The 24,547-nt window shown below is 61.0% G+C and carries 23 protein-coding genes, 3 tRNA genes and 1 riboswitch; of the genes, 22 read left to right on the top strand and 4 right to left on the bottom strand.

The window, feature by feature from the left end; translation table 11 throughout:
- The first annotated feature begins 119 nt into the window (after positions 1–119).
- The 13 genes from PFLCHA0_RS22950 (at position 120) to astE (ending at position 13,531) form a co-directional block, all read left to right on the top strand.
- Positions 120–896, top strand: coding sequence for an ABC transporter substrate-binding protein (locus tag PFLCHA0_RS22950; protein ID WP_011062777.1), 777 nt, complete (start codon positions 120–122; stop codon positions 894–896).
- Between the two features lie 92 nt (positions 897–988).
- Positions 989–1,678, top strand: coding sequence for an ABC transporter permease (locus tag PFLCHA0_RS22945; protein ID WP_011062776.1), 690 nt, complete (start codon positions 989–991; stop codon positions 1,676–1,678).
- Entirely contained in the window at positions 1,675–2,373 is a 699-nt protein-coding gene (locus PFLCHA0_RS22940; RefSeq protein WP_015636682.1) for an ABC transporter permease, read from the top strand. Before PFLCHA0_RS22945 ends, PFLCHA0_RS22940 begins: the two co-directional genes overlap by 4 nt.
- A gap of 1 nt (position 2,374) precedes the next feature.
- Positions 2,375–3,487 carry a succinylglutamate desuccinylase/aspartoacylase family protein gene (locus PFLCHA0_RS22935; RefSeq protein ID WP_015636681.1) on the top strand — a complete coding sequence of 371 codons (1,113 nt, stop codon included), beginning with the start codon at positions 2,375–2,377 and terminating at the stop codon, positions 3,485–3,487.
- 23 nt (positions 3,488–3,510) lie between these two features.
- Entirely contained in the window at positions 3,511–4,275 is a 765-nt protein-coding gene (locus tag PFLCHA0_RS22930) for an ABC transporter ATP-binding protein (protein ID WP_011062773.1), read from the top strand.
- A gap of 112 nt (positions 4,276–4,387) precedes the next feature.
- Positions 4,388–5,368, top strand: a complete 981-nt coding sequence (gene argR, locus PFLCHA0_RS22925) for a transcriptional regulator ArgR (RefSeq protein ID WP_011062772.1) — start codon at positions 4,388–4,390, stop codon at positions 5,366–5,368.
- A gap of 362 nt (positions 5,369–5,730) precedes the next feature.
- Entirely contained in the window at positions 5,731–6,951 is a 1,221-nt protein-coding gene (locus tag PFLCHA0_RS22920; protein WP_011062771.1) for an aspartate aminotransferase family protein, read from the top strand.
- 133 nt (positions 6,952–7,084) lie between these two features.
- Positions 7,085–8,104, top strand: a complete 1,020-nt coding sequence (aruF, locus tag PFLCHA0_RS22915; RefSeq protein ID WP_015636680.1) for an arginine/ornithine succinyltransferase subunit alpha — start codon at positions 7,085–7,087, stop codon at positions 8,102–8,104.
- Between the two features lie 84 nt (positions 8,105–8,188).
- On the top strand, positions 8,189–9,214 hold the full coding sequence (astA, locus tag PFLCHA0_RS22910) for an arginine N-succinyltransferase (protein WP_015636679.1): 1,026 nt from the start codon (positions 8,189–8,191) through the stop codon (positions 9,212–9,214).
- The gene (gene astD / locus PFLCHA0_RS22905; protein WP_172621772.1) at positions 9,211–10,680 is read left to right on the top strand and encodes a succinylglutamate-semialdehyde dehydrogenase; all 1,470 of its coding nucleotides are present in this window, start codon (positions 9,211–9,213) and stop codon (positions 10,678–10,680) included. The genes astA and astD overlap by 4 nt, the downstream gene beginning before the upstream one ends.
- A 136-nt stretch (positions 10,681–10,816) precedes the next feature.
- The gene (gene astB / locus PFLCHA0_RS22900; protein ID WP_011062767.1) at positions 10,817–12,163 is read left to right on the top strand and encodes an N-succinylarginine dihydrolase; all 1,347 of its coding nucleotides are present in this window, start codon (positions 10,817–10,819) and stop codon (positions 12,161–12,163) included.
- Positions 12,164–12,219: 56 nt separating this feature from the next.
- Entirely contained in the window at positions 12,220–12,507 is a 288-nt protein-coding gene (locus tag PFLCHA0_RS22895; protein ID WP_011062766.1) for a hypothetical protein, read from the top strand.
- Between the two features lie 13 nt (positions 12,508–12,520).
- The gene (gene astE / locus PFLCHA0_RS22890; protein WP_011062765.1) at positions 12,521–13,531 is read left to right on the top strand and encodes a succinylglutamate desuccinylase; all 1,011 of its coding nucleotides are present in this window, start codon (positions 12,521–12,523) and stop codon (positions 13,529–13,531) included.
- A gap of 58 nt (positions 13,532–13,589) precedes the next feature.
- Here astE and PFLCHA0_RS22885 read toward each other — a convergent pair whose 3' ends face one another.
- Positions 13,590–14,099, bottom strand: a complete 510-nt coding sequence (locus PFLCHA0_RS22885; protein WP_011062764.1) for a 6,7-dimethyl-8-ribityllumazine synthase — start codon at positions 14,097–14,099, stop codon at positions 13,590–13,592.
- A 121-nt stretch (positions 14,100–14,220) separates the two neighbouring features.
- A riboswitch (FMN riboswitch) is annotated at positions 14,221–14,391 on the bottom strand.
- A gap of 218 nt (positions 14,392–14,609) precedes the next feature.
- On the opposite strand from PFLCHA0_RS22885, the gene ltaE reads away from it, so the two are divergent.
- The 8 genes from ltaE to mgtE all read left to right on the top strand — a co-directional run bounded on the left by ltaE (position 14,610) and on the right by mgtE (position 22,449).
- Entirely contained in the window at positions 14,610–15,614 is a 1,005-nt protein-coding gene (ltaE, locus tag PFLCHA0_RS22880) for a low-specificity L-threonine aldolase (RefSeq protein WP_011062763.1), read from the top strand.
- A 146-nt stretch (positions 15,615–15,760) separates the two neighbouring features.
- Positions 15,761–18,385 (top strand): alanine--tRNA ligase, encoded by a 2,625-nt coding sequence (alaS, locus tag PFLCHA0_RS22875; RefSeq protein WP_041752492.1) that lies wholly within the window; start codon positions 15,761–15,763, stop codon positions 18,383–18,385.
- Positions 18,386–18,482: 97 nt separating this feature from the next.
- Complete coding sequence (locus PFLCHA0_RS22870) at positions 18,483–19,724, top strand: aspartate kinase (protein ID WP_011062761.1); 1,242 nt, start codon at positions 18,483–18,485, stop codon at positions 19,722–19,724.
- A gap of 187 nt (positions 19,725–19,911) precedes the next feature.
- Positions 19,912–20,100: a carbon storage regulator CsrA gene (csrA, locus tag PFLCHA0_RS22865; RefSeq protein WP_002554426.1), complete on the top strand. Its 189-nt coding sequence runs from the start codon at positions 19,912–19,914 to the stop codon at positions 20,098–20,100.
- A gap of 62 nt (positions 20,101–20,162) precedes the next feature.
- Positions 20,163–20,253, top strand: a tRNA-Ser gene (locus tag PFLCHA0_RS22860).
- A 107-nt stretch (positions 20,254–20,360) separates the two neighbouring features.
- Positions 20,361–20,437 (top strand) — tRNA-Arg (locus PFLCHA0_RS22855).
- A gap of 72 nt (positions 20,438–20,509) precedes the next feature.
- Positions 20,510–20,586, top strand: a tRNA-Arg gene (locus tag PFLCHA0_RS22850).
- Positions 20,587–21,006: 420 nt separating this feature from the next.
- Positions 21,007–22,449 carry a magnesium transporter gene (gene mgtE / locus PFLCHA0_RS22845; protein ID WP_011062760.1) on the top strand — a complete coding sequence of 481 codons (1,443 nt, stop codon included), beginning with the start codon at positions 21,007–21,009 and terminating at the stop codon, positions 22,447–22,449.
- 109 nt (positions 22,450–22,558) lie between these two features.
- Here mgtE and PFLCHA0_RS22840 read toward each other — a convergent pair whose 3' ends face one another.
- On the bottom strand, positions 22,559–22,885 hold the full coding sequence (locus PFLCHA0_RS22840; RefSeq protein WP_003204761.1) for an Arc family DNA-binding protein: 327 nt from the start codon (positions 22,883–22,885) through the stop codon (positions 22,559–22,561).
- Positions 22,886–23,264: 379 nt separating this feature from the next.
- Between PFLCHA0_RS22840 and phnN the strand changes: the two genes are divergently transcribed.
- Positions 23,265–23,846, top strand: coding sequence for a phosphonate metabolism protein/1,5-bisphosphokinase (PRPP-forming) PhnN (phnN, locus tag PFLCHA0_RS22835; protein WP_015636675.1), 582 nt, complete (start codon positions 23,265–23,267; stop codon positions 23,844–23,846).
- Here the strand turns inward: phnN and PFLCHA0_RS22830 are convergent.
- Complete coding sequence (locus PFLCHA0_RS22830; RefSeq protein ID WP_015636674.1) at positions 23,821–24,000, bottom strand: PA3371 family protein; 180 nt, start codon at positions 23,998–24,000, stop codon at positions 23,821–23,823. The genes phnN and PFLCHA0_RS22830 overlap by 26 nt on opposite strands.
- Before the next feature lie 23 nt (positions 24,001–24,023).
- On the bottom strand, positions 24,024–24,422 hold the full coding sequence (locus PFLCHA0_RS32020) for a hypothetical protein (RefSeq protein ID WP_230493578.1): 399 nt from the start codon (positions 24,420–24,422) through the stop codon (positions 24,024–24,026).
- Positions 24,423–24,547 lie beyond the last annotated feature (125 nt).

The following is a 24,547-nucleotide window of genomic DNA, read 5'->3' as shown; positions in this document are numbered from 1 at the left end:
GTGTGTGAGCCCCCTGCGGGCTGCCCGGGCCGCAGCGCCGCTATTTGCTATTTCACCCATTCGCATATTGGGCTGTCGCTCACTCTGCCGTTTTCGCCCTTTACCGATGGAGTTCTAAGATGAAGAAACTCGTGCTTCTTGGCGCCCTGGCACTGTCCGTGCTGTCCCTGCCGACTTTCGCCGATGAAAAGCCGCTGAAAATTGGTATCGAAGCGGCTTACCCTCCGTTTGCCTCCAAGGCGCCGGACGGCAGCATCGTCGGTTTCGACTACGACATCGGCAACGCCCTGTGCGAAGAGATGAAGGTCAAGTGTGTCTGGGTCGAGCAAGAGTTCGACGGCCTGATCCCGGCACTGAAGGTTCGCAAGATCGACGCCATCCTCTCGTCCATGTCGATCACTGACGATCGCAAGAAATCCGTGGACTTCACCAACAAGTACTACAACACCCCGGCGCGTCTGGTGATGAAGGCCGGTACCCAGATCAGCGACGGCCTGGCCGAGCTCAAGGGCAAGAACATCGGCGTGCAGCGCGGTTCGATCCACGAGCGTTTCGCCCGTGAAGTGCTGGCTCCCCTGGGTGCGCAGATCAAGCCTTACGGCTCGCAGAACGAAATCTACCTGGATGTGGCCGCCGGGCGCCTCGACGGTACCGTGGCGGACGCTACCCTGTTGAATGACGGCTTCCTGAAGACCGACGCTGGCAAGGGCTTCGCCTTCGTCGGTCCGGCCTTCACCGACGTCAAATACTTCGGCGACGGCGTAGGGATCGCCGTGCGCAAGGGCGACAAGGCCGATCTGGACAAGATCAACGCCGCCATCGCTGCCATTCGTGAGAACGGCAAGTACAAGCAAATCCAGGACAAGTACTTCGACTTCGACATCTACGGCAAGTAAGACCGTCGAATCAGTCAGTCCGAGATGGCGCAAGCAGCAGAGTCTCTGAAGTTTGCGCCATTTTTTCATCCCAATTTTCGAGGACCTGAATCATGTTGAAAGGCTACGGGGCTGTCATCCTCGATGGCGCTTGGCTGACGCTTCAGCTCGCCTTGTCGTCCATGGCCCTGGCCATTGTTCTGGGTCTGATCGGGGTTGCGCTGCGCCTCTCGCCGGTGCGCTGGCTGGCCTGGCTGGGCGACCTGTACTCCACGGTAATCCGCGGTATTCCCGACCTGGTGCTGATCCTGCTGATCTTCTACGGCGGCCAGGATCTGCTCAACCGGGTGGCGCCGCTGCTGGGTTATGACGATTACATCGACCTCAATCCGCTGGCGGCCGGTATCGGCACCCTGGGCTTCATCTTCGGTGCCTACCTCTCCGAAACCTTCCGTGGCGCCTTCATGGCGATCCCCAAGGGGCAGGCGGAAGCCGGCATGGCCTACGGCATGAGCAGCTTCCAGGTGTTCTTCCGGGTGATGGTGCCGCAGATGATTCGCCTGGCGATTCCCGGCTTCACCAACAACTGGCTGGTACTGACCAAGGCGACCGCGCTGATTTCCGTGGTGGGCCTGCAAGACATGATGTTCAAGGCCAAGCAGGCGGCGGATGCCACTCGCGAGCCATTCACCTTCTTCCTTGCAGTGGCGGCGATGTACCTGGTGATCACCAGCGTCTCGTTGCTGGCACTGCGTTACCTTGAGAAGCGCTACTCGGTAGGCGTAAGGGCGGCTGATCTATGATCTTCGACTACAACGTCATCTATGAGGCCCTGCCGCTGTACTTTGGCGGCCTGCTGACCACCCTGAAACTGCTGGCGCTGTCGCTGTTCTTCGGTTTGCTGGTGGCGCTGCCCCTGGGGCTGATGCGGGTGTCCAAGCAGCCGCTGGTGAACATGTCAGCCTGGCTCTACACCTATGTGATCCGCGGCACGCCAATGCTGGTGCAGCTGTTCCTGATCTACTACGGCCTGGCTCAGTTCGAAGCGGTGCGCGAGAGTTTCCTCTGGCCCTGGCTGTCCAGCGCGACCTTCTGCGCCTGCCTCGCCTTTGCCATCAACACCAGCGCCTACACCGCGGAAATCATCGCCGGCAGCCTCAAGGCCACGCCCAATGGCGAGATCGAGGCGGCCAAGGCCATGGGCATGTCGCGCTACAAGATGTATCGCCGCATTCTCTTGCCATCGGCTCTGCGCCGCGCACTGCCGCAGTACAGCAACGAAGTGATCATGATGCTGCAGACCACCAGTCTGGCGTCCATCGTGACCCTGATCGACATCACCGGCGCGGCGCGGACGGTCAACGCGCAGTACTACCTGCCGTTCGAGGCCTACATCACCGCCGGCGTGTTCTACCTGTGCCTGACCTTTATCCTGGTGCGCCTGTTCAAGCTGGCCGAAGGCCGCTGGCTGCGCTACCTGGCGCCGCGGAAGCACTGATATGGAACGCATCGATCATCCATTGCCCTGGAATCACCTGGGTAGCGAGCGGCATATCTCGGTGTTCCGTTTCGGCAGCGGCGAGCGCAAGGCCTATATCCAGGCCAGCCTGCATGCTGACGAGTTGCCGGGCATGCGTACTGCCTGGGAGCTGAAGAAGCGCCTCGGCGAACTGGAAGCCCAGGGGACTCTCAACGGCGTCATCGAGCTGGTGCCGGTGGCCAACCCGCTGGGCCTGGGCCAGTTGCTGCAAGGCAATCACCAGGGGCGTTTCGAGGCCGGCAGCGGCAAGAACTTCAACCGTGATTTCGTCGAGTTGAGCGAGCCGGTCGGCCAGCGCCTGCAAGGGCGCCTGGGGGATGATCCGCACGCCAATGTGCGCCTGATTCGCCAGGCCATGGCCGAGGTGCTGGCGGAGCTACCGCCGGCGTCCAGCCAGTTGCAGGGCATGCAGCGGGTGCTCCTGAGCCATGCCTGCAGCGCTGATGTGGTGCTGGACCTGCATTGCGATGCCGAGGCGGCGCTGCACATGTATGCATTGCCGCAGCATTGGCCGCAGTGGCGCTCCCTGGCCGCGCACCTGGATGTGAAGGTCGGCCTGCTGGCGGAAGATTCCGGTGGCAGTTCCTTCGACGAAGCCTGTTCGTTGCCCTGGTTGCGCCTGTCGCGGCAGTTCCCTGAAGCGCAGATCCCCTTGGCTTGCCTGGCAACCACCCTCGAGCTGGGCGGCCAGGCCGACACCGGGCGGCCTCAGGCCCAAGCGCACGCCGAAGGCATCCTGGCGTTTCTTGCCGAGCAGGGGTTGATTGCCGGTGATTGGCCGGCCCCCGGGCGCGAAGCCTGCGAGGCCATGCCTTTCGAAGGCACCCAACTGCTGTATGCGCCGCACCCCGGCGTGGTGAGCTTTCTGCGTCCGGCCGGTAGCTGGGTGGAGGCGGGCGAGCCGGTTTTTGAAGTGATTGATCCCCTATTCGATCGGGTCAGCACGGTGTGTGCTGGCACCAGCGGCGTGCTGTTCGCCGTTGAGCGGCTGCGTTATGCCCAACCCGGTTTCTGGCTGGCCAAGGTGGCGGGGCGCGAAGCGCTGCGTCACGGGCGCTTGCTCAACGACTGACTGTTTTTGTGAGAACCGACCGCATGTACAAACTTGAAGTCCAAGACCTGCATAAGCGCTATGGCAGTCACGAAGTGCTCAAGGGCGTGTCCCTGAAGGCCGCAGCTGGCGATGTAATCAGCATCATCGGCTCCAGTGGCTCGGGCAAGAGTACATTCCTGCGCTGCATCAACCTGCTGGAGCAGCCCCATGCGGGCAAGATCCTGCTGAACAACGAAGAGCTGAAGCTGGTAGCCAACAAGGACGGCGCCTTGAAGGCCGCCGATCCCAAGCAGTTGCAGCGCATGCGCTCGCGCCTGTCGATGGTGTTCCAGCATTTCAACCTGTGGTCGCACATGACCGCGATTGAAAACATCATGGAAGCGCCGGTGCATGTGCTGGGTGTGTCCAAGGCCGAGGCTCGCGAGAAGGCCGAGCACTACCTGGCCAAGGTCGGTGTGGCGCACCGCAAGGATGCCTATCCGGGGCACATGTCCGGTGGCGAGCAGCAACGGGTGGCGATTGCCCGGGCTCTGGCGATGGAACCGGAAGTCATGCTGTTCGACGAGCCGACCTCGGCCCTGGACCCGGAACTGGTGGGCGACGTCCTGAAGGTCATGCAGGCCCTGGCCCAGGAAGGCCGGACCATGGTGGTGGTGACCCACGAAATGGGCTTTGCCCGTGAGGTGTCCAACCAGCTGGTGTTCCTGCACAAGGGTGTGGTGGAAGAGAGCGGCAACCCGCGTGAAGTGCTGGTGAACCCGCAATCAGAACGTTTGCAACAATTCCTCTCGGGCAGCCTCAAGTAATAGCTGCCGTTGTGCACCAAATTAGGTCATGCTGCGCACCGCGCGCCAGATGGTCTAACTTGGTGCTGCCGCCCTTGGCTTCTCACCTTGTTTTCGTTTCGGATTGCCCGCCATGACTGCCCATCGAATTGGTTTCCTGATTTGGCCCAGCACTAAAGCCTTGACGCTGGCGCTGGCTGAGGAGGCCTTGCGTGTTGCCCAGCGGGTGCACCCGGAAGTGGTCTATGAGCTGGCTTTCCTGCAGGCTGAGGCCCCGGCCGAAGGCGCCTGGCAACTGCCGGGCGAGCCTTGGGCGGGCAAGCTGGAAGGTTGTCAGAAACTGTTCCTGCTGGCGGACGAGCCGCCGGCGCCGATGAGTTCCGGCTTGAGCAGTGCCCTCAAGCAGCTGGTGCGTGCCGGCTGTGTGATTGGTGGGTTGTCAGCCGGGGTTTACCCCTTGGCACAACTGGGGTTGCTCGATGGTTATCGGGCAGCGGTGCACTGGCGCTGGCAGGATGATTTCGCCGAGCGTTTTCCCAAGGTCATCGCCACCAGCCATCTGTTCGACTGGGACCGTGATCGCCTGACCGCGTGCGGTGGCATGTCGGTGCTGGACTTGCTGCTGGCGGTGCTGGCCCGGGATCATGGCGCCGAGCTGGCCGGTGCGGTGTCCGAGGAACTGGTGGTGGAGCGCATTCGTGAAGGCGGCGAGCGCCAGCGTATCCCGCTGCAAAATCGCCTGGGCTCCAGCCATCCGAAGCTGACCCAGGCAGTGCTGCTGATGGAGGCCAATATCGAGGAGCCGCTGACCACCGACGAGATTGCCCAGCACGTCTGTGTTTCCCGTCGTCAGTTGGAGCGGATCTTCAAGCAGTACCTGAACCGCGTGCCCAGCCAGTATTACCTGGAGCTGCGCCTGAACAAGGCCCGGCAGATGCTGATGCAGACCAGCAAGTCAATCATTCAGATCGGCCTGTCCTGTGGTTTTTCTTCCGGCCCGCACTTCTCCAGCGCTTATCGCAACTTCTTTGGCGCCACCCCGCGTGAAGATCGCAATCAGCGGCGCAGCAGCAGCCCGTTCGAACTCTCCTCCGTGCCTTCCGAGCGCGGCTGACCCCGTATTGTAGGAGCCGGCTTGCCGGCGAATCCCACAGGCCACCCGCTCGCCCGCAAAATCCCGTTCGACGCCCTCTTGTCGTAACGTCGATAACCTTTTCGAGATTTGGGGCCGCCCGCCACGTAACTACCTGGGTAATTACCTTGGGCAAATTGCCCGGCAAATCTGCCGCTGAGGCTGTGCGCAGTTTAAACTGCGCCTTTGCGACGCTATTTGTCGCATTGCCATAAACCCGCTTAAAACCTGGGTTGGCGCTATAAGAAGTTGTCGCTTGGCGACAAGGCCGGGCACAAAACTGTCCTTACAATCCCTCCATCGCTCGCCAGTTTCAGGCGGGTGTTCCTCTTCAGGAGACTCCGATGTCCGTTGAGCAAGCTCCGGTGCAACGCGCCGATTTCGACCAGGTGATGGTTCCCAACTACGCACCTGCGGCCTTCATTCCTGTGCGTGGCGCGGGGTCCCGAGTATGGGATCAGTCGGGTCGGGAACTGATCGACTTCGCCGGCGGCATCGCGGTCAACGTACTGGGCCACGCCCATCCGGCCCTGGTAGGCGCACTGACCGAGCAAGCGGGCAAACTGTGGCATGTGTCCAACGTCTTCACCAACGAGCCGGCCCTGCGCCTGGCCCACAAGCTGATCGACGCCACCTTCGCCGAGCGCGTGTTCTTCTGCAACTCCGGCGCAGAAGCCAACGAGGCCGCCTTCAAGCTGGCCCGTCGCGTGGCTCACGATCGTTTCGGCGCCGAGAAGTACGAAATCATCGCCGCCCTGAACAGCTTCCACGGTCGTACCCTGTTCACCGTGAACGTGGGTGGCCAGTCCAAGTACTCCGATGGCTTCGGTCCGAAGATCACCGGCATCACCCATGTGCCGTACAACGATCTGGCCGCCCTGAAAGCCGCGGTTTCCGACAAGACCTGCGCCGTGGTGCTGGAGCCGATCCAGGGCGAGGGCGGCGTGCTGCCGGCCGAGCTGGCCTACCTGCAAGGCGCCCGCGAGCTGTGCGACCAGCACAACGCGCTGCTGGTGTTCGACGAAGTGCAGACCGGCATGGGCCGCAGCGGCGAGCTGTTCGCCTATCAGCATTACGGCGTGACCCCGGACATCCTCACCAGCGCCAAGAGCCTGGGCGGCGGTTTCCCGATCGCGGCGATGCTGACCACCGAAGCGCTGGCCAAGCACCTGGTAGTCGGCACCCACGGCACCACCTACGGCGGCAATCCGCTGGCGTGTGCGGTGGCCGAGGCGGTGATCGACGTGATCAACACCCCACAGGTGCTCAATGGTGTGAAAGCCAAGCACGACCGCTTCAAGACCCGTCTGTTGCAGATCGGTGAGAAGTACGGCCTGTTCACTGAAGTCCGCGGCCTGGGCCTGTTGCTCGGCTGCGTGCTCAGCGAGGCTTGGAAGGGCAAGGCCAAGGACGTGTTCAACGCGGCCGAGAAAGAAGGCCTGATGATCCTGCAAGCCGGCCCTGACGTGGTGCGCTTCGCGCCGAGCCTGGTGGTCGAGGATGCCGATATCGACCAGGGCCTGGACCGCTTCGAGCGCGCCGTGGCGAAATTGACTCAAGCCTGATCCAGGGCGGCGGTGCTTCTCGGCGCCGGCCTTTGCGGCCGGCGTCGAGCCTAATTCCTGTGCCGGGCTATCCCGGCATTTTTTTCCCTGAGTCGGACGGTTTCCGACCTGTTTTAGAGTAAGGAGTGACACCATGCTGGTGATGCGCCCCGCGCAAATGGCTGATCTGGGCGAGGTACAGCGTCTGGCTGCAGACAGCCCGATTGGTGTCACCTCCTTGCCGGATGATGTGGATCGCCTGAGCGACAAGATCGCCGCAAGCGAGGCTTCGTTCGCCGCTGAAGTGAGCTTCAACGGTGAAGAGAGCTACTTCTTCGTCCTGGAAGACAGCGACAGCGGCAAGCTGGTGGGCTGCTCGGCGATTGTCGCCTCGGCCGGCTACTCCGAGCCGTTCTACAGCTTTCGCAACGAAACCTTCGTCCACGCTTCCCGCGAGCTGAAGATCCACAACAAGATCCACGTCCTGTCCCAGTGCCACGACCTCACCGGCAACAGCCTGCTGACCAGTTTCTACGTGGTACCGGAGCTGGTGGGCTCGGCCTGGTCGGAGCTCAACTCCCGCGGCCGCCTGTTGTTTGTCGCCAGCCACCCGGAGCGCTTCGCCGATTCGGTGGTGACCGAGATCGTCGGCTACAGCGATGAGCATGGCGACTCGCCGTTCTGGGATGCCATCGGGCGCAACTTCTTCGACCTCAACTACGCCGAGGCCGAGCGCCTGTGCGGCCTGAAAAGCCGGACCTTCCTCGCCGAGCTGATGCCCCATTACCCGATCTACGTGCCGCTGCTGCCGGATGCGGCCCAGGAAGCCATGGGCCAGGTGCACCCGCGGGCACAGATCACCTTCGACATCCTGATGCGCGAAGGTTTTGAAACCGATCACTACATCGACATCTTCGACGGTGGCCCGACCTTGCATGCGCGGGTCTCGGGTATCCGCTCGATTGCCCAGAGCCGCGTGGTGCCGGTGAAGATCGGTGAAGCAGCCAAGGGCGGCGGCCGCCAGTACCTGGTCTCCAACGGCCAGTTGCAGGATTACCGCGCCGTGTTGCTGGAGCTGGATTACGCCCCGGGCAAACCGGTGACCCTGGACCTGCAAGCCGCCGAAGCCCTGGGCGTCGGCGAAGGCGCCAGCGTGCGCCTGGTGGCGGTTTAACGCCTGCTTTCACTACCTGGAAAGCAAGCCTAGAAGCAGCGAGTTTCGCGCAGGCCGCCAGCGGCCTGCGTCTGAGGAGATAGCATGATCGTTCGTCCCGTACGCAGCAGCGATTTACCCGCGCTGATCGACCTGGCCCGCAGCACCGGCACTGGCCTCACCACCTTGCCGGCCAACGAAGAGCGCCTGACCCACCGGGTCGGCTGGGCGGAAAAGACCTTTCGCGGTGAAGCCGAGCGCGGCGATGCGGACTACCTGTTCGTGCTGGAAGACGACAACGGCCGGGTGGTGGGCATTTCCGCCATCGCCGGCGCCGTCGGCCTGCGCGAGCCCTGGTACAACTTCCGGGTCGGCCTGACGGTCAGCGCCTCCCAGGAGCTGAACATCTACCGCGAGATCCCCACGCTGTTCCTGGCCAATGACCTGACCGGCAACTCCGAGCTGTGCTCGCTGTTCCTGCATGCCGATTACCGCACCGGCCTCAACGGCCGCATGCTGGCCAAGGCGCGGATGCTGTTCATCGCCGAGTTCCCGCAGCTGTTCGGCAACAAGATCATTGCCGAGATGAGGGGCATGTCCGACGAGAATGGCCGCTCGCCGTTCTGGGAAAGCCTGGGCCGGCACTTCTTCAAGATGGAGTTCAGCCAGGCCGACTACCTGACCGGCGTCGGCAACAAGGCCTTCATCGCCGAGCTGATGCCCAAGTTCCCGCTCTATACCTGTTTCCTGTCCGAAGATGCGCGCAACGTCATCGCCAAGGTCCACACCGACACCGAGCCGGCGCTGGCCATGCTCAAGAGCGAAGGCTTCAGCTACCAGGGCTATGTCGACATCTTCGACGCCGGCCCGGCGGTGGAGTGCGAGACCAGCAAGATCCGCGCAGTGCGTGACAGCCAGGCGCTGGTGCTGGCCATCGGCACCCCGGGCGACGACGCCACGCCGTTCCTGATCCACAACCGCAAGCGCGAGGACTGCCGCATCACCGCGGCACCGGCGCGCTTTGCCGCCGGCACCCTGGTGGTCGATCCCCTGACCGCCAAGCGCCTGCAACTCAACGCCGGCGACCAGGTCCGCGCGGTTCCGCTGTCTGCTTCTCGGGAGTCGAAATAATGAGCACGCTGTACATTGCCGGCCAATGGCTGGCCGGTCAGGGCGAGGCCTTCACCTCGGTCAATCCGGTGACCCAGGCGGTCATCTGGTCGGGTAACGGTGCCACTGCCGCACAAGTGGAGAGCGCCGTGCAGGCTGCCCGCCAGGCGTTTCCGGCCTGGGCCAAGCGTTCCCTGGAAGAGCGCATCAGCGTGCTCGAAGCCTTTGCCGCCAGCCTGAAGAGCCGTGCCGACGAACTGGCCCGCTGCATTGGCGAGGAAACCGGCAAGCCGCTGTGGGAAGCTGCCACCGAAGTCACCAGCATGGTCAACAAGATCGCCATCTCGGTGCAGAGCTACCGCGAACGTACCGGCGAGAAGAGCGGCCCGCTGGGCGACGCCACCGCCGTGCTGCGGCACAAGCCCCACGGTGTGGTGGCGGTGTTCGGCCCCTACAACTTCCCTGGCCACCTGCCTAACGGGCACATCGTTCCCGCTTTGCTGGCCGGTAACAGCGTGCTGTTCAAACCCAGCGAGCTGACGCCGAAAGTCGCCGAGCTGACGGTGCAGTGCTGGATCGAAGCCGGCCTGCCGGCCGGTGTGCTGAACCTGCTGCAAGGCGCTCGGGAAACCGGCATCGCCCTGGCGGCCAATCCGGGTATCGATGGGTTGTTCTTCACCGGTTCCAGCCGTACCGGCAATCACCTGCACCAGCAGTTCGCCGGGCGCCCGGACAAGATCCTGGCCCTGGAAATGGGCGGCAACAACCCCCTGGTGGTGGAGCAGGTCGCCGACCTGGACGCTGCGGTGTACACCATCATCCAGTCGGCCTTTATCTCGGCTGGCCAGCGTTGCACCTGCGCGCGGCGCTTGCTGGTGCCGCAAGGCGCCTGGGGTGACACGTTGCTGGCGCGCCTGGTGGCGGTCAGCGCAACCATCGAGGTCGGCGCGTTTGACCAGCAGCCTGCGCCGTTCATGGGCTCGGTGATCTCCCTGGGCGCCGCCCGCGCACTGATGGATGCGCAGCAGCAGCTGTTGGCCAACGGCGCCGTAGCCTTGCTGGAAATGACCCAGCCCCAGGCCCAGGCCGCCTTGCTGACCCCGGGCATCCTGGACGTTAGCGCCGTGGCCGAGCGCCCTGATGAGGAGCTGTTCGGGCCGTTGCTGCAAGTGATCCGCTACGCTGATTTCGATGACGCGATCGCCGAGGCCAACAACACTCAGTACGGCCTGGCGGCCGGTCTGTTGTCGGACTCCGCCGAGCGCTACCAGCAGTTCTGGCTGGAAAGTCGAGCAGGTATCGTCAACTGGAACAAGCAGTTGACCGGCGCCGCCAGCAGCGCGCCATTCGGTGGCGTGGGGGCCTCGGGCAACCATCGGGCCAGTGCCTATTACGCGGCGGACTACTGCGCGTACCCGGTGGCTTCCCTGGAAACCCCGAGCCTGGTGCTGCCGAGCGCGTTGACGCCGGGTGTGCGCCTGTCCTGATTGGCGTGGCCTTTTCGCCGGCAAGCCGGCTCCTGCAGATCTGTGCAGGAGCCGACTTGCCGGCGAACGAGCGCACCGCGTTCGCCATGTGTAGATATCGATTGCCTATAACAAACAGATTCGTGGAGCCTCGCTGATGAAATCCTATGAAGTCAATTTTGACGGGCTAGTGGGGCCGACCCATAACTACGGCGGCCTGTCCTACGGCAACGTTGCCTCCCAGAGCAACAGCCAGCAGGGCTCCAATCCCAGGGAAGCGGCGCTGCAAGGCCTGGCGAAAATGAAAGCGCTGATGGAAATGGGCTTTCAGCAAGGCGTGCTCGCCCCGCAAGAGCGCCCGGACGTGGCCGCCCTGCGCAACCTGGGTTTTGCCGGAACAGACGCCCAAGTCATCCAGCAGGCCGCCAAGCAGGCGATGCCATTGCTGGTCGCCAGTTGCTCGGCATCGAGCATGTGGGTGGCCAACGCCGCCACGGTCAGCCCCAGTGCCGACACCGCCGATGGCCGTGTGCACTTCACTGCCGCCAACCTCAACTGCAAATACCATCGCAGTATCGAGCACCCCACCACCAGCCGCGTGCTGGGGGCCATGTTCGCCGACCAGAAGCATTTCGCCCATCACGCGGCCCTGCCGGCGGTAGCGCAGTTCGGCGACGAAGGCGCCGCCAACCACACGCGCTTCTGCCGTGACTATGGCCAGGCCGGCGTGGAGTTCTTCGTCTTCGGTCGCAGTGCTTTCGATACTCGCTACCCGGCACCGCAGAAGTACCCGGCACGCCAGACCCTGGAAGCTTCCCAGGCCGTCGCCAGGTTGCATGGCCTGAGCGAGGAAGGGGTGGTCTATGCCCAGCAGAACCCTTCGGTGATCGACCAGGGCGTGTTCCACAACGACGTGATCGCGGTGGGCAATGGCGAGGTGTTGTTCTATCACGAGGACGCCTTCCTCGAGACCGATAAGATGCTCGCCGAGTTGCAGGGCAAGCTGGGCAAGCGCGGCGGCAACTTCCAGTCGATCTGCGTGCCGCGTTCGCAGGTGACGGTGGAAGATGCCGTGCGCTCCTACCTGTTCAACAGCCAGTTGCTGTCACGCGCCGACGGCTCGATGCTGCTGATCGTGCCCGAGGAATGCCGCGGCAACGAGCGGGTCTGGCAGTACCTGCAAAGCCTCACCAGCTCTGGCGGGCTGATTCGTGAAGTGAAGGTCTTCGACCTCAAGCAGAGCATGCAGAACGGCGGTGGCCCGGCGTGCCTGCGCTTGCGCGTAGCGCTCAAGGAAACCGAGCTGGCGGCGGTCAATCCTGGGGTTATCATGACCGCGCCGTTGTACGACACCCTGACCCAATGGGTCGGCAAGCACTATCGCGACCGCCTGAGCGAAAGCGACCTGGCGGACCCGCAACTGCTGCTTGAGTGCCGGACGGCACTGGATGAACTGACGCAAATCCTTAAACTGGGCGCGGTTTATCCCTTCCAGATCAATTGAAAGCCAGCGCCCGGCGATCCCGGGCGCGCAGCTTTACCCCAGATGAGAACCGACCCATGAGCGATACCCTGCAGCTGATCCTTGAAGACACCGACGGCACTCAGCTGGAAACGTCCTGCACCCGTTTCGCCGTGCTGTGGCAGGGCAAGGAAGTGTGGATCCAGCAGGACGGCCGCGGCCAGCTGCTGATCGGCGTGGATGTGGAAGAAGGCGATGCGGAATACGCCAGCCTGCTGCTGCGCCCACTGGCGACCAACCTGGTCAGCCTGCAACTGGAAATGGAGCCGGCCGACGCCGGTGACGATGATCACGTGCACGGCCCTGACTGCGGCCACGCTCACTAAGGAAGTCCGCTCTATGCTCGCCCTCGGCAAACTGCTTGAACTGACCCTCGCCGGCCGTGAACCGGCGGAGAAGACTCAACTGACTGTCGACGGCGTGCGCATGCGCTGGCTGAGCGAGGGGGCGCTGGAAGTGCGGCCGCCCGAGGCTCGCGATAACGGCCTGGACCTGCTGCTGTCAGCGGGAATCCATGGCAACGAGACGGCTCCCATCGAGCTGCTCGACCGCTTGTTGCATGACATCGCCCGGGGCGATCTGAAGCCCCGCGCACGTATCCTGTTCCTGTTCGGCAACCCCGAGGCCATGCGCCGCGGCGAGCGTTTTGTCGAACAGGACGTCAACCGGCTATTCAATGGCCGGCATGAATCGAGCAGTGGTTTCGAAGCCCTGCGCGCTTGTGAACTGGAGCGATTGGCGGCGAGCTTCTTCAGCCAGCCCGATCGCCAGCGCCTGCACTACGACCTGCACACGGCAATCCGCGGCTCGAAGATCGAGCAGTTTGCCCTGTACCCATGGAAGGACGGGCGTCAGCATTCACGCCGTGAGCTGGCCCGCCTGCGGGCTGCCGGTATGGAAGCGGTGCTGTTGCAGAACAAGCCCTCCATCGTTTTCAGTGCCTACACCTACGATCAGCTGGGGGCCGAGTCCTTCACCCTGGAGTTGGGCAAGGCACGGCCATTCGGGCAGAACCAGGGGGTCAATGTCGAACGCCTGGAAACCCGGCTCAAGCAGATCATCGACGGTAGCGAACCACCTGCGGAGCAGGACAGCCTCGACGGGTTGCAGTTGTTCAGCGTGGCTCGGGAAGTCATCAAGCACAGCGACAGCTTCCACCTGCATCTGCCGGCAGACATCGAGAACTTTTCCGAACTGGAAGTGGGTTACCTGCTGGCCGAGGATATCGCCCAGACCCGCTGGGTCATCGAGGAGACGGGGGCACGGATCATTTTCCCCAATCCCAAGGTGAAGAACGGCTTGCGCGCAGGGATTCTGATTGTGCCGGCCACGGCCGACGGCCTGGCCTGAGGTTCGCCGGCAAGCCGGGCCCCCGCAGGAGCCGGCTTGCCGGCGATACCGCTACCGCTTAAACCGCTACCGCACGCTGCTCGTTACGGCGCAGGGCGCGGACCTTCTGCAGGGTGTCGGCACAGGTTCTCGCCGCTTCCTGGCCTTTGTGCACGAAGTGCTCGAAGAAGAACTTCTGATGCTCTTCACCCGCATGGAAATGATGCGGGGTCAGCACCACCGAGAAGACCGGCACTTCGGTTTCCAGTTGCACTTGCATCAGGCCGCTGATGACCGACTGGGCGACGAACTCGTGACGGTAGATGCCACCGTCCACCACCAGGCCGGCAGCAACGATCCCGGTATAACGACCGGATTTGGCCAGCAGCTTGGCGTGCAGCGGGATTTCGAAGGCGCCGCCGACTTCGAAGAAGTCGATATCGGATTCCTGATAGCCCTGGGCGAGCATTTCAGTGACGAAGCCCTGACGGCTCTGATCGACGATTTCCTTGTGCCAGCAGGCCTGGATAAAGGCGACGCGCTCGTTGGGGTGGTGTTTGCTTTTGCTATCGATTGCAGTGGGTTGCATCTGTTCTGACTCCTGTTTGTGTGAAAAACAGGGCATATATGAATCGAATGGGATTTAAGGGTGCGCGCAGAACGGTCGTGGATTTCCCACGAACTGCCCGGCAACGGCCCTTTGGCGCCAATCCCGTTCTCTCTTCATCCGGACTATGACCGTCGGCCCCGGAATCACACCGGGTCTGCTGACCTTGTCGTCACCTGTGGCCAAGCCACCGGTCTCGCCAAGCGCTCGCGGGCTATGCGCATTGCACGCAATTACCGCCGGTGGGGAATTGCACCCCGCCCTGAGAACGTTTGCCCGCAATTTTTCGCGGGCGGTGAGTTTTTAACACAGATCCTCTCGAGACGCATCGCACCTTTTGGATAATTCTCATCGGATTTTTCAACGCCAGACTCAGGCTTTTCTACAGTTGTTGCTTGATTATTGCCGGCCATGGCCGCAGTTTCGTTTCGAAAGGGAGTTCCCCCTGTTCAAGAGCGGACCTTGCAGGTCCCACAGCCGAGGCCAGATGTGATGAGCGTGATCGATCTTCGTAGTGACACCGTGACCCAGCCGACCCCTGGCATGCTCGATGCCATGGCCAGTGCGCCCACCGGGGATGATGTGTACGGCGAAGATCCGACAGTCAATCGGTTGGAAGGTGAATTGGCGCGGCGCCTGGGTTTTGCTGCGGCGCTGTTCGTGCCCTCGGGCACCATGAGCAACCTGCTGGCCTTGATGGCTCACTGTGAGCGGGGCGACGAGTACATCGTCGGGCAACAGGCCCATACCTATAAATATGAAGGCGGGGGCGCGGCGGTACTCGGCTCTATCCAGCCCCAGCCACTGGAATTGCAGGCTGACGGTTCGCTGGACCTTGTCCAGGTGGCTGCGGCCATCAAGCCCGATGACTTTCATTTTGCCCGCACCCGCCTGCTGGCCCTGGAAAACACCATGCAGGGCAAGGTGCTGCCCTTGGCCTACCTGGCCCAGGCGCGGGCCTTTACCCGGGAACACGGGCTGGCCCTGCATCTGGATGGCGCGCGGCTGTACAACGCAGCGGTCAAGCTGGGGGTGGATGCACGGGTGATTGCCGAGCATTTCGATTCGGTGTCGGTGTGCCTGTCCAAAGGTCTAGGTGCGCCGGTGGGCTCGGTGCTGTGTGGCTCGGTGGAACTGATCGCCAAGGCCCGGCGCCTGCGCAAGATGGTCGGTGGCGGCATGCGCCAGGCAGGCGGTTTGGCGGCAGCGGGGCTGTATGCCCTGGACCATCAGGTACAGCGTCTGGCCGACGACCACGCCCATGCACAATTGCTGGCCGATGGCCTGCGGCGGGTGGGCTACAGTGTCGAGCCGGTGCAGACCAACATGGTGTATGTAGAGATGGGGGATCGGGCCGAGGCGCTCAAGGCGTTCGCCGCCGAGCGCGGGATCAAGCTCAGCGCCGCATCACGGTTGCGTCTGGTCACTCATCTGGACGTCAGCGCCGGGCAAATCGAGCACGTGCTGAGCACTTTTGCCGAGTTTTCCCGTAACTGACAGTGTTCTCCGTCCAATTGACTGTTTGTATCGTACAAACACGCTGTACCTAGTGATTAACGCCGATATAATGCGGCCCTTTGCCGTCGTTTCGTCTGTTGACGTTGCGCACAGGCCTTTGGCCGCAGTCTCCGTGGAAGAACCTAATGAAAAGCGCAGAAATCCGTGAAGCCTTCCTCCGCTTCTTCGAAGAGCAAGGCCACACCCGTGTAGCCTCCAGCTCCTTGATCCCAGGCAACGACCCCACCCTGCTGTTCACCAACGCGGGGATGAACCAGTTCAAGGATTGCTTCCTGGGGCAGGAAAAGCGCGCCTATACCCGCGCTGTCAGCAGCCAGAAGTGCGTCCGCGCCGGCGGCAAGCACAACGACCTGGAAAACGTCGGTTATACCGCTCGTCACCACACCTTCTTCGAAATGCTGGGCAACTTCAGCTTCGGTGACTACTTCAAGCGTGATGCGATCACCTTCGCCTGGACCTTCCTGACCTCCGACAAGTGGCTCAACCTGCCCAAGGAAAAGCTCTGGGTCACGGTGTATGCCACCGACGACGAGGCCTACGACATCTGGACCAAGGAAGTCGGCGTACCCGCCGAGCGCATGGTGCGTATCGGCGACAACAAGGGCGCGCCTTACGCTTCCGACAACTTCTGGACCATGGGCGATACTGGCCCGTGCGGCCCTTGCACCGAGATTTTCTACGATCACGGCGCCGATATCTGGGGCGGCCCGCCCGGCTCGCCTGAAGAGGACGGCGACCGTTACATCGAAATCTGGAACAACGTGTTCATGCAGTTCAACCGCACCGCCGATGGCGTGTTGCACCCGCTGCCCGCGCCGTCGGTGGACACCGGCATGGGCCTGGAGCGGATCAGCGCGGTGCTGCAGCACGTGCACTCGAACTATGAGATCGACCTGTTCCAGAGCTTGCTGGATGCGGCAGCCAAGGCCATCGGCTGTACCAACGATGCCCAGGCTTCGCTGAAAGTGGTGGCGGACCATATTCGTTCCTGCGGCTTCCTGATTGCCGACGGCGTACTGCCGTCCAACGAAGGCCGTGGCTATGTGCTGCGCCGGATCATTCGCCGCGCTTGCCGTCACGGCAACAAACTGGGCGCCAAGGGCAGCTTCTTCTATCAGATCGTTGCCGCCCTGGTTGCCGAGATGGGCGAAGCCTTCCCGGAGCTGAAGTCCCAGCAGGCGCACATCGAGCGTGTGCTCAAAGCCGAAGAAGAGCAGTTCGCCAAGACCCTGGAGCAGGGCTTGAAGATCCTCGAGCAGGACCTGGCCGAGCTCAAGGGCTCGGTGGTGCCGGGCGACGTGGTGTTCAAGCTGTACGACACCTACGGTTTCCCGATGGACCTGACTGGCGATATCGCCCGCGAGCGCAACCTGACTCTCGACGAGGAAGGCTTCGAGCGCGAAATGGAAGCCCAGCGTGTGCGTGCCCGCTCCGCCAGTTCTTTCGGCATGGACTACAACAGCCTGGTCAAGGTCGACGTGGCCACCGAGTTCACCGGTTACCACGCCACCAGCGGTTCGGCGAAAGTGGTTGCTCTTTATAAGGAAGGGCAATCGGTCGACGTGCTGAGCGAAGGCGAAGAGGGTGTGGTGATTCTTGACCAGACCCCGTTCTATGCCGAATCCGGCGGCCAGATCGGTGACTGCGGTTATCTTCAGGCTGGCAACGCGCGTTTCGACGTGCGCGACACCACCAAGACCGGCGGTGCCTTCCTGCACCATGGCGTGCTGGCCAAGGGTAGCCTGACTGTTGGTGCGCCGGTTGAAACCCAGGTCGACGCGCAAGTGCGCCACGCGACCTCGCTGAACCACTCGGCCACCCACTTGCTGCACGCTGCGCTGCGCCAGGTATTGGGCGAACACGTACAGCAGAAGGGCTCGCTGGTGGACAGCCAGCGCCTGCGTTTCGACTTCAGCCACTTCGAGGCGATCAAGCCCGAGCAGATCAAGGCGCTGGAAGACATCGTCAACGCCGAGATTCGCAAGAACACCCCGGTGGAAACCGAAGAAACTGATATCGATACCGCCAAGAAGAAGGGCGCCATGGCGCTGTTTGGCGAGAAGTACGGCGACAGCGTGCGCGTACTGAGCATGGGCGGCGACTTCTCGGTAGAGCTGTGTGGCGGTATCCACGCCAATCGTACCGGCGATATCGGCTTGCTGAAAATCACCAGCGAAGGCGGTGTGGCTTCCGGCGTGCGTCGTATCGAGGCAGTGACTGGTGCTGCGGCCCTGGCGTACCTGAATGCGGCGGAAGAACAACTCAAGGAAGCGGCGACCCTGGTCAAGGGCAGCCGCGACAACCTGATCGACAAGCTGTCAGCAGTGCTGGAACGCAACCGCTTGCTGGAGAAGCAACTCGAGCAGTTGCAGGCCAAGGCTGCAAGCGCCGCGGGCGATGATCTGTCCGCTCAGGCGGCAGACGTCAAGGGCGTGAAAGTGCTGGCTGCGCGTCTTGACGGCCAGGACGGCAAGGCGCTGCTGGCGCTGGTGGATCAGTTGAAAAACAAACTCGGCCGCGCAGTGATCCTGCTCGGCAGTGTCCATGAGGAAAAGGTCGTACTGGTTGCCGGTGTAACCAAGGACCTGACTGGCCAACTCAAAGCCGGTGATTTGATGAAGCAAGCCGCTGCGGCAGTGGGCGGGAAGGGCGGTGGTCGTCCAGACATGGCGCAGGGCGGCGGTGTTGATGCCGCTGCACTGGATGCCGCGCTGGCCCTGACCGTGCCATTTGTCGAGCAGGGTATTTAAGGCGCCGAGCCGGGCCCGTCGTCTAGTGGCGGGTCCTTGCGCTGTGCAGTTTGATTGTTTAACGGGCGCCCCTTTACGGGCTGAGGCGGCTTAGAAAATGGCTTTGATCGTACAGAAATTTGGAGGCACCTCGGTCGGCTCTGTCGAGCGGATCGAGCAGGTCGCCGACAAGGTGAAGAAGTTCCGCGAAGCCGGCGATGACCTGGTGATCGTGTTGTCGGCGATGAGTGGCGAAACCAACCGCCTGATCGATCTGGCCAAGCAGATCAGTGGCGAAGCCAAACCGGTTCCCCGTGAGCTGGATGTGATCGTCTCCACCGGCGAGCAAGTGACTATCGCGTTGCTGGCCATGGCGTTGATCAAGCGCGGTGTTCCGGCGGTGTCCTATACCGGTAACCAGGTGCGCATCCTCACCGACAGCGCTCACAATAAAGCGCGAATCCTGCAGATTGATGATCAGAAGATTCGTGGCGATCTGAAAGCCGGTCGTGTGGTAGTGGTTGCCGGTTTCCAGGGCGTTGACGAGCACGGCAACATCACCACCCTGGGTCGTGGTGGTTCCGACACCACCGGTGTGGCGCTGGCGGCGGCTCTGAAGGCCGATGAGTGCCAGATCTATACCGATGTGGACGGCGTCTACACCACCGATCCGCGGGTTGTGCCCAAGGCTCAGCGCCTGGACAAGATCACCTTCGAAGAGATGCTGGAAATGGCCAGTCTCGGTTCCAAGGTGCTGCAGATCCGTGCGGTCGAGTTTGCTGGCAAGTACAACGTTCCGCTGCGCGTTCTGCACAGCTTTCAGGAGGGTCCGGGCACCCTCATTACTATTGATGAAGAGGAATCCATGGAACAGCCGATCATTTCCGGCATCGCTTTCAACCGCGATGAAGCCAAGCTGACTATCCGTGGCGTGCCAGACAATCCTGGCGTGGCCTTCAAGATCCTTGGCCCGATCAGCGCGGCGAACATTGAAGTCGACATGATCGTGCAGAACGTTTCGCACGATAACACCACCGACTTCACCTTCACCGTGCACCGCAATGACTACCTGGCGGCCCAGACCGTGCTGGAAAACACCGCACGTGAAATCGGTGCCCGCGAAGTGGTAGGCGACACAGACATTGCCAAGGTATCGATCGTTGGTGTCGGCATGCGCTCCCACGCGGGCGTTGCCAGCCGCATGTTCGAGGCCCTGGCTAAAGAGAGCATCAACATCCAGATGATCTCCACTTCTGAAATCAAGGTTTCGGTGGTGATCGAGGAGAAGTACCTGGAGTTGGCGGTACGTGCGCTGCACACCGCTTTCGAGCTCGACGCTCCGGCCCGACAGGGCGAGTGATGCGTGTTTGAAAGGGCGCGGTCTGACCGCGCCCTTTGTGTTTTTGATCGGCACGGGAGAAAACTGTTCTTTTGCCCGTGCTAGTCAATACTTAGGCGTGTAGGACTGCAGCCGACCCGGTTGTAGGCCAACACCCTTTTTTTTGCAGACTGTAGTCCCTGAAAATGTAATGCGTGAGGAGAAAGGTATGCTGATTCTGACTCGTCGGTGCGCAGAAAGCCTGATCATTGGTGATGGCGAGATCACTGTGACCGTGCTCGGCGTCAAAGGTAATCAAGTGCGTATTGGTGTCAACGCCCCCAAAGAAGTGGCGGTTCACCGTGAGGAAATTTACCTGCGGATTAAGAAAGAGAAGGACGAAGAACCAAGCCATTAATTTTTATCGTTTTTTTTGTTTGCAAACGGGGAGAAAGCTGGTTAATATACGCCCCGTGTTGCGGAGAGCTGGCCGAGTGGCCGAAGGCGCTCCCCTGCTAAGGGAGTACACCTCAAAAGGGTGTCGGGGGTTCGAATCCCCCGTTCTCCGCCATTATTTGCTTAGTACGTTGTAATCTGGCTTCTTCTGTAAGTTGTTGAAATTACTAGAAAAAGTGCTTTACAAAAAGATTTAACGGCCTATAATGCGCGGCAACAAATGCACTCGTAGCTCAGCTGGATAGAGTACTCGGCTACGAACCGAGCGGTCACAGGTTCGAATCCTGTCGAGTGCACCATTTAAGAGTTAGTTACAGTTATGTAGTTAACTTGGCTTCAACCAGTTGTGGTCTGGTCTAAAAACACAAAATGCACTCGTAGCTCAGCTGGATAGAGTACTCGGCTACGAACCGAGCGGTCACAGGTTCGAATCCTGTCGAGTGCACCATACATCAGGAAGCCCGCATCGAAAGATGCGGGCTTTTTGCTTTCTGCCTTTTTATCCTCCTTTATCTCTTTTGCCCTCCTGGGCTGGAACGGCTTTGCCCGGCGGAAGTCGAATGCAATGCCTGTGAGTCTGTCTCTCCGACTTTTTTCCTGTGCTGTGTGTTTTCTTTTTCTGTCGAGGCGTCGCAGTCTCATAGATTCGGACGTTGCTCAGCTTTATGCCGCAAGCGCTTGTTCTTGCCGCGATTTTTTAACGTTTAAAACCGTCAAGCGGTGTATGATTGCGCCCGTCAGCCCCGCCGGGGCTTGTGGAATACCTCCATGGACTTACCCAGTAGTTACTCAGTATCCCGTTTTAACAATCATGAACTGACTGATTGATCCTTCCGGCGTGCTCCTCTGCTGGGAGTGGAGTTCGCCTATGACCGAAGTAGAAGTAAAGAAAACGCAGGAAAGCCTGCAAGACCGCCTGGCTCAAGTCGTCGAGCTGCTGCAGCGCCAGCGGGTAGTTGAAGACCTGACGCACCGTCAGGAAGGCCATCATCATGACCGGGTCGAGAACCTGGTCCATCGGCAGAACCTCGTCGAGTTGCAACGCAAGCTCGATGATCTGCACTCTGCTGACGTTGCCTACATCCTTGAAGCCTTGCCTCTGGAAGAGCGTCTGACCGTCTGGCAGTTGGTCAAGGCCGAGCGTGACGGCGACATCCTCCTCGAAGTATCCGATTCCGTACGTGAAACCCTGATCGCCGACATGGACGATCACGAGCTCCTGGCTGCCGCCAAGGAGATGGACGCTGACGAACTTGCTGACCTGGCCCCCGAGCTGCCGCGAGACGTCGTCCATGAGCTGATGGAGGCTCTCGACGGCCAGCAGCGTGAGCGCGTTCGCTCCGCGCTGTCCTATGATGAGGAGCAGGTCGGTGCGCTGATGGACTTCGAGATGGTGACCATCCGCGAGGATGTCAGCCTGGAAGTGGTCCTGCGTTATCTGCGTCGTCTGAAAGAATTGCCAAGCCACACCGACAAACTGTTCGTGGTGGACTACGACGGCGTGCTCAAAGGGGTGCTGCCGATCAAGCGTCTGCTGGTCAATGACCCGGACAAGCAGGTCGCCGAGGTCATGGCCAGTGATCCGGTGAGTTTTCATCCGGATGAAGATGCCTACGACGCGGCTCAGGCGTTTGAGCGTTATGACCTGATTTCGGCCCCTGTGGTCGACAAGAACGACAAGTTGATCGGTCGTTTGACCATCGACGAAATGGTCGACCTGATTCGTGAGGAAAGTGAGACCGAAGTCCTCAACATGGCCGGTCTGCGGGAAGAGGAAGACATCTTCGCCTCGGTCTGGAAATCCCTGCGCAACCGTTGGGCCTGGCTGGCGATCAATCTGATTACCGCGTTTGTCGCGTCCCGGGTGATTGGGCTGTTCGAGGGCTCGATTGAAAAGCTGGTGGCGTTGGCGGCCCTGATGCCCATCGTTGCGGGTATCGGTGGCAACTCGGGTAATCAGACTATCACCATGATTGTCCGGGCAATGGCCCTGGACCAGGTGAGCACTGGCAACACCTCGCGCTTGATGCGTAAAGAGCTGGCCGTAGCCCTGATCAATGGCCTGGTCTGGGGTGGGGTGATCGGTGTCGTGGCGTACATGCTCTACGGGAGCTGGTCGCTGGGGGTGGTCATGACTGCTGCCATGACCTTGAACCTGCTGCTGGCGGCGCTGATGGGAGTTCTGATCCCCATGACCCTGGCGCGCCTGGGGCGTGATCCGGCGATGGGCGCTAGCGTGATGATCACCGCCATGACTGACAGTGGCGGCTTTTTCATCTTTCTCGGCCTGGCGACCATTTTCCTGCTTTGAGCCGTTCTTCCCTGTTGGTTACCGACGAAGCGCCTAAATGGCGCTTCGCTGCTTTTGGCGGGGCAAAAAAAAGCCAGCGACTAGGCTGGCTTGAGCTTGCGAGATGCAATCAGGTGGCGTCTGCGGCCATTTCAGCGTCATGGGCGATCAGCGAAACCAAAGCGTTTTGCTGGCGATGTGAGAGTTGGCGGAAACGTTGAAGCAGTTCGCGCTCATGCAAGGACAGTTCGGGGCTGTCCAGGCGCATGCTCAGCTCTTCACCCAAGGCGCCTTCCTGAATAAGACTCTGTTCCAGGCGCGCGATGATTTCGGAGTTCATGCTGCGGTGATGATTGCGAGCCACCTCGGCAATGCGTTCACGCATCCCGTCGGGTAGACGTACGACGAACTTGTCAGCCGTACGGCTGGAATAAATTGCCTGTTTCAATGGGCGCATATATTTAACCGGTTAGTTCAGGGGGAGCGGTTCTCGGAATTGGCCGCGGGCTGTCTTTTAGGACAAGCCTGAATGCCAAATGTTCAACCTGAATTGTTAAGAGGCCCGCATCATGCCTCAAAATTGCCAGATCCTTGGCGTCAATTCTGTGACAAATATTGAACTGGATAAAGGCGTTATGCCAGCACCAATTATCAGAAATGCGGACTGGTTTGAAAAGTTCGTCGGGTCCGCGTTGCTGGCCGCATTCTCCCATCCTGCGGGAGTGTCAGTGCACCGACGAAGGTGCATGCTATGCGGGTGAAAGTGTAATCCCTACCTCTCAGAGGATAGTGGCAAATGGCCGATTTACTAGTTGTGCTCTGCGGAGCAGCCACCCATGCCGGGTAGGTTGATCTACTTGATGGGGCCTTCAGGGGCCGGCAAGGATAGCCTGATTGATGCGGCCCGGCAGCCTTTAAGTGCGTTGGGCTGTGAAGTGGCAAGAAGGGTGATCACGCGCTCTGCCGAGTCGGTGGGAGAGGAGGCGATTGAGGTCACCGCCGAGGAGTTCGCGGGACGAGTAGGCCGGGGGGATTTCGCTTTGTTCTGGCAGGCCAATGGCCTGGGTTATGGGATTCCCGTGGTGATCGATAGCTGGTTGGCGCAGGGGCGCAATGTCCTGGTCAACGGGTCCAGAGGCTATCTGTCCAGGGCACGAGCTCGGTATCCCGATCTGATTCCGATAGTTCTGACGGTTGATAACGAAGTATTACGCCGTCGCTTGCTGCGTCGGGCCAGGGAAAGCCTGCCGGAGATAGAAGAGCGCCTGCAGCGTAATGAACAGTTTGCCCATGCCGGCTGGCTGGATGAGGAGGGAGTGGTTCGCCTGGATAATTCTGCCGAATTGCAGGTTACCTTGAGGCGCCTCTTAGGCATACTGCAAGAGCACGGTATCAGCGCAATACAGGGTCGAACTTGATCTTGCGGCCAGCCAGCAGTGCCAGCAGGAACAGGCCGAACAGTGAGCCGCTGATGATCAGTGGCGCGCTGCCCAGAGGTTCTTCAGGCAGGAACACAGCGGAAATGGCGCTGAGTAGCGTCAGAACAAGCAGGCTTTTGGCGGCGGTGGACATAAATGGCTCCTGTAGTCTCGGTCTCAAAATACCCAGCGTTCAGTGGGTGCGGCGGCTGGCTGTTGCGAGGCTTTTCCCTGGGTAACCCGGGTCACTGAGCCAGGCTCAATCTGGGTGTTCATGACTGCCAGCTGGGGTGCCAGGCGTTGCTGGTAATGGGCGAAGGATGTCCCGCCAGGGGCAGCGTCATCTGCAGGTTGAAAGTGAAAGGCCGCCAATACGGCGATGGCAATCGCATTCAAGAGCAACAGAGCGCTATTCATGGGCGGCATCTCCTCAGTGTTTATCCACTGATTAAGCAGCCTGCGTGCCAAGAGTTTACCTGGCGATAAAGTCTTTAAAAACAATATGTTGAGCTGATTTTTAAAGTCTCTTGAATTGCATTTTGCAATGATGGCTTTTTGCAGTGATGCAATTTGCACGACGCGGCATCGAAGCCGCGGGGCGAGCCTGATGCTTCCTGCAAAAAGCCCTATGGATCACATGACAAATGCAGCCTTGGCCGTTAACATGCACGCCGTCCTTCGCGCCGTGCCGCAATGGCGCT

Origin of the sequence: Pseudomonas protegens CHA0 (assembly GCF_000397205.1) — a bacterium.
GTDB lineage: Bacteria > Pseudomonadota > Gammaproteobacteria > Pseudomonadales > Pseudomonadaceae > Aquipseudomonas > Aquipseudomonas protegens.
The sequence above is the reverse complement of the archived record's forward strand: the minus strand, read 5'-3'. Positions and strand labels throughout refer to the sequence as shown.

Bases quoted from the DNA above. Each gene is read 5' to 3' on its own strand.
- PFLCHA0_RS22950 (WP_011062777.1), top strand. From the start codon at position 120: ATGAAGAAACTCGTGCTTCTTGGCGCCCTGGCACTGTCCGTGCTGTCC.
- PFLCHA0_RS22945 (WP_011062776.1), top strand. From the start codon at position 989: ATGTTGAAAGGCTACGGGGCTGTCATCCTCGATGGCGCTTGGCTGACG.
- PFLCHA0_RS22940 (WP_015636682.1), top strand. From the start codon at position 1,675: ATGATCTTCGACTACAACGTCATCTATGAGGCCCTGCCGCTGTACTTT.
- PFLCHA0_RS22935 (WP_015636681.1), top strand. From the start codon at position 2,375: ATGGAACGCATCGATCATCCATTGCCCTGGAATCACCTGGGTAGCGAG.
- PFLCHA0_RS22930 (WP_011062773.1), top strand. From the start codon at position 3,511: ATGTACAAACTTGAAGTCCAAGACCTGCATAAGCGCTATGGCAGTCAC.
- argR (WP_011062772.1), top strand. From the start codon at position 4,388: ATGACTGCCCATCGAATTGGTTTCCTGATTTGGCCCAGCACTAAAGCC.
- PFLCHA0_RS22920 (WP_011062771.1), top strand. From the start codon at position 5,731: ATGTCCGTTGAGCAAGCTCCGGTGCAACGCGCCGATTTCGACCAGGTG.
- aruF (WP_015636680.1), top strand. From the start codon at position 7,085: ATGCTGGTGATGCGCCCCGCGCAAATGGCTGATCTGGGCGAGGTACAG.
- astA (WP_015636679.1), top strand. From the start codon at position 8,189: ATGATCGTTCGTCCCGTACGCAGCAGCGATTTACCCGCGCTGATCGAC.
- astB (WP_011062767.1), top strand. From the start codon at position 10,817: ATGAAATCCTATGAAGTCAATTTTGACGGGCTAGTGGGGCCGACCCAT.
- PFLCHA0_RS22895 (WP_011062766.1), top strand. From the start codon at position 12,220: ATGAGCGATACCCTGCAGCTGATCCTTGAAGACACCGACGGCACTCAG.
- astE (WP_011062765.1), top strand. From the start codon at position 12,521: ATGCTCGCCCTCGGCAAACTGCTTGAACTGACCCTCGCCGGCCGTGAA.
- PFLCHA0_RS22885 (WP_011062764.1), bottom strand. From the start codon at position 14,099: ATGCAACCCACTGCAATCGATAGCAAAAGCAAACACCACCCCAACGAG.
- ltaE (WP_011062763.1), top strand. From the start codon at position 14,610: ATGAGCGTGATCGATCTTCGTAGTGACACCGTGACCCAGCCGACCCCT.
- alaS (WP_041752492.1), top strand. From the start codon at position 15,761: ATGAAAAGCGCAGAAATCCGTGAAGCCTTCCTCCGCTTCTTCGAAGAG.
- PFLCHA0_RS22870 (WP_011062761.1), top strand. From the start codon at position 18,483: ATGGCTTTGATCGTACAGAAATTTGGAGGCACCTCGGTCGGCTCTGTC.
- csrA (WP_002554426.1), top strand. From the start codon at position 19,912: ATGCTGATTCTGACTCGTCGGTGCGCAGAAAGCCTGATCATTGGTGAT.
- mgtE (WP_011062760.1), top strand. From the start codon at position 21,007: ATGACCGAAGTAGAAGTAAAGAAAACGCAGGAAAGCCTGCAAGACCGC.
- PFLCHA0_RS22840 (WP_003204761.1), bottom strand. From the start codon at position 22,885: ATGCGCCCATTGAAACAGGCAATTTATTCCAGCCGTACGGCTGACAAG.
- phnN (WP_015636675.1), top strand. From the start codon at position 23,265: ATGCCGGGTAGGTTGATCTACTTGATGGGGCCTTCAGGGGCCGGCAAG.
- PFLCHA0_RS22830 (WP_015636674.1), bottom strand. From the start codon at position 24,000: ATGTCCACCGCCGCCAAAAGCCTGCTTGTTCTGACGCTACTCAGCGCC.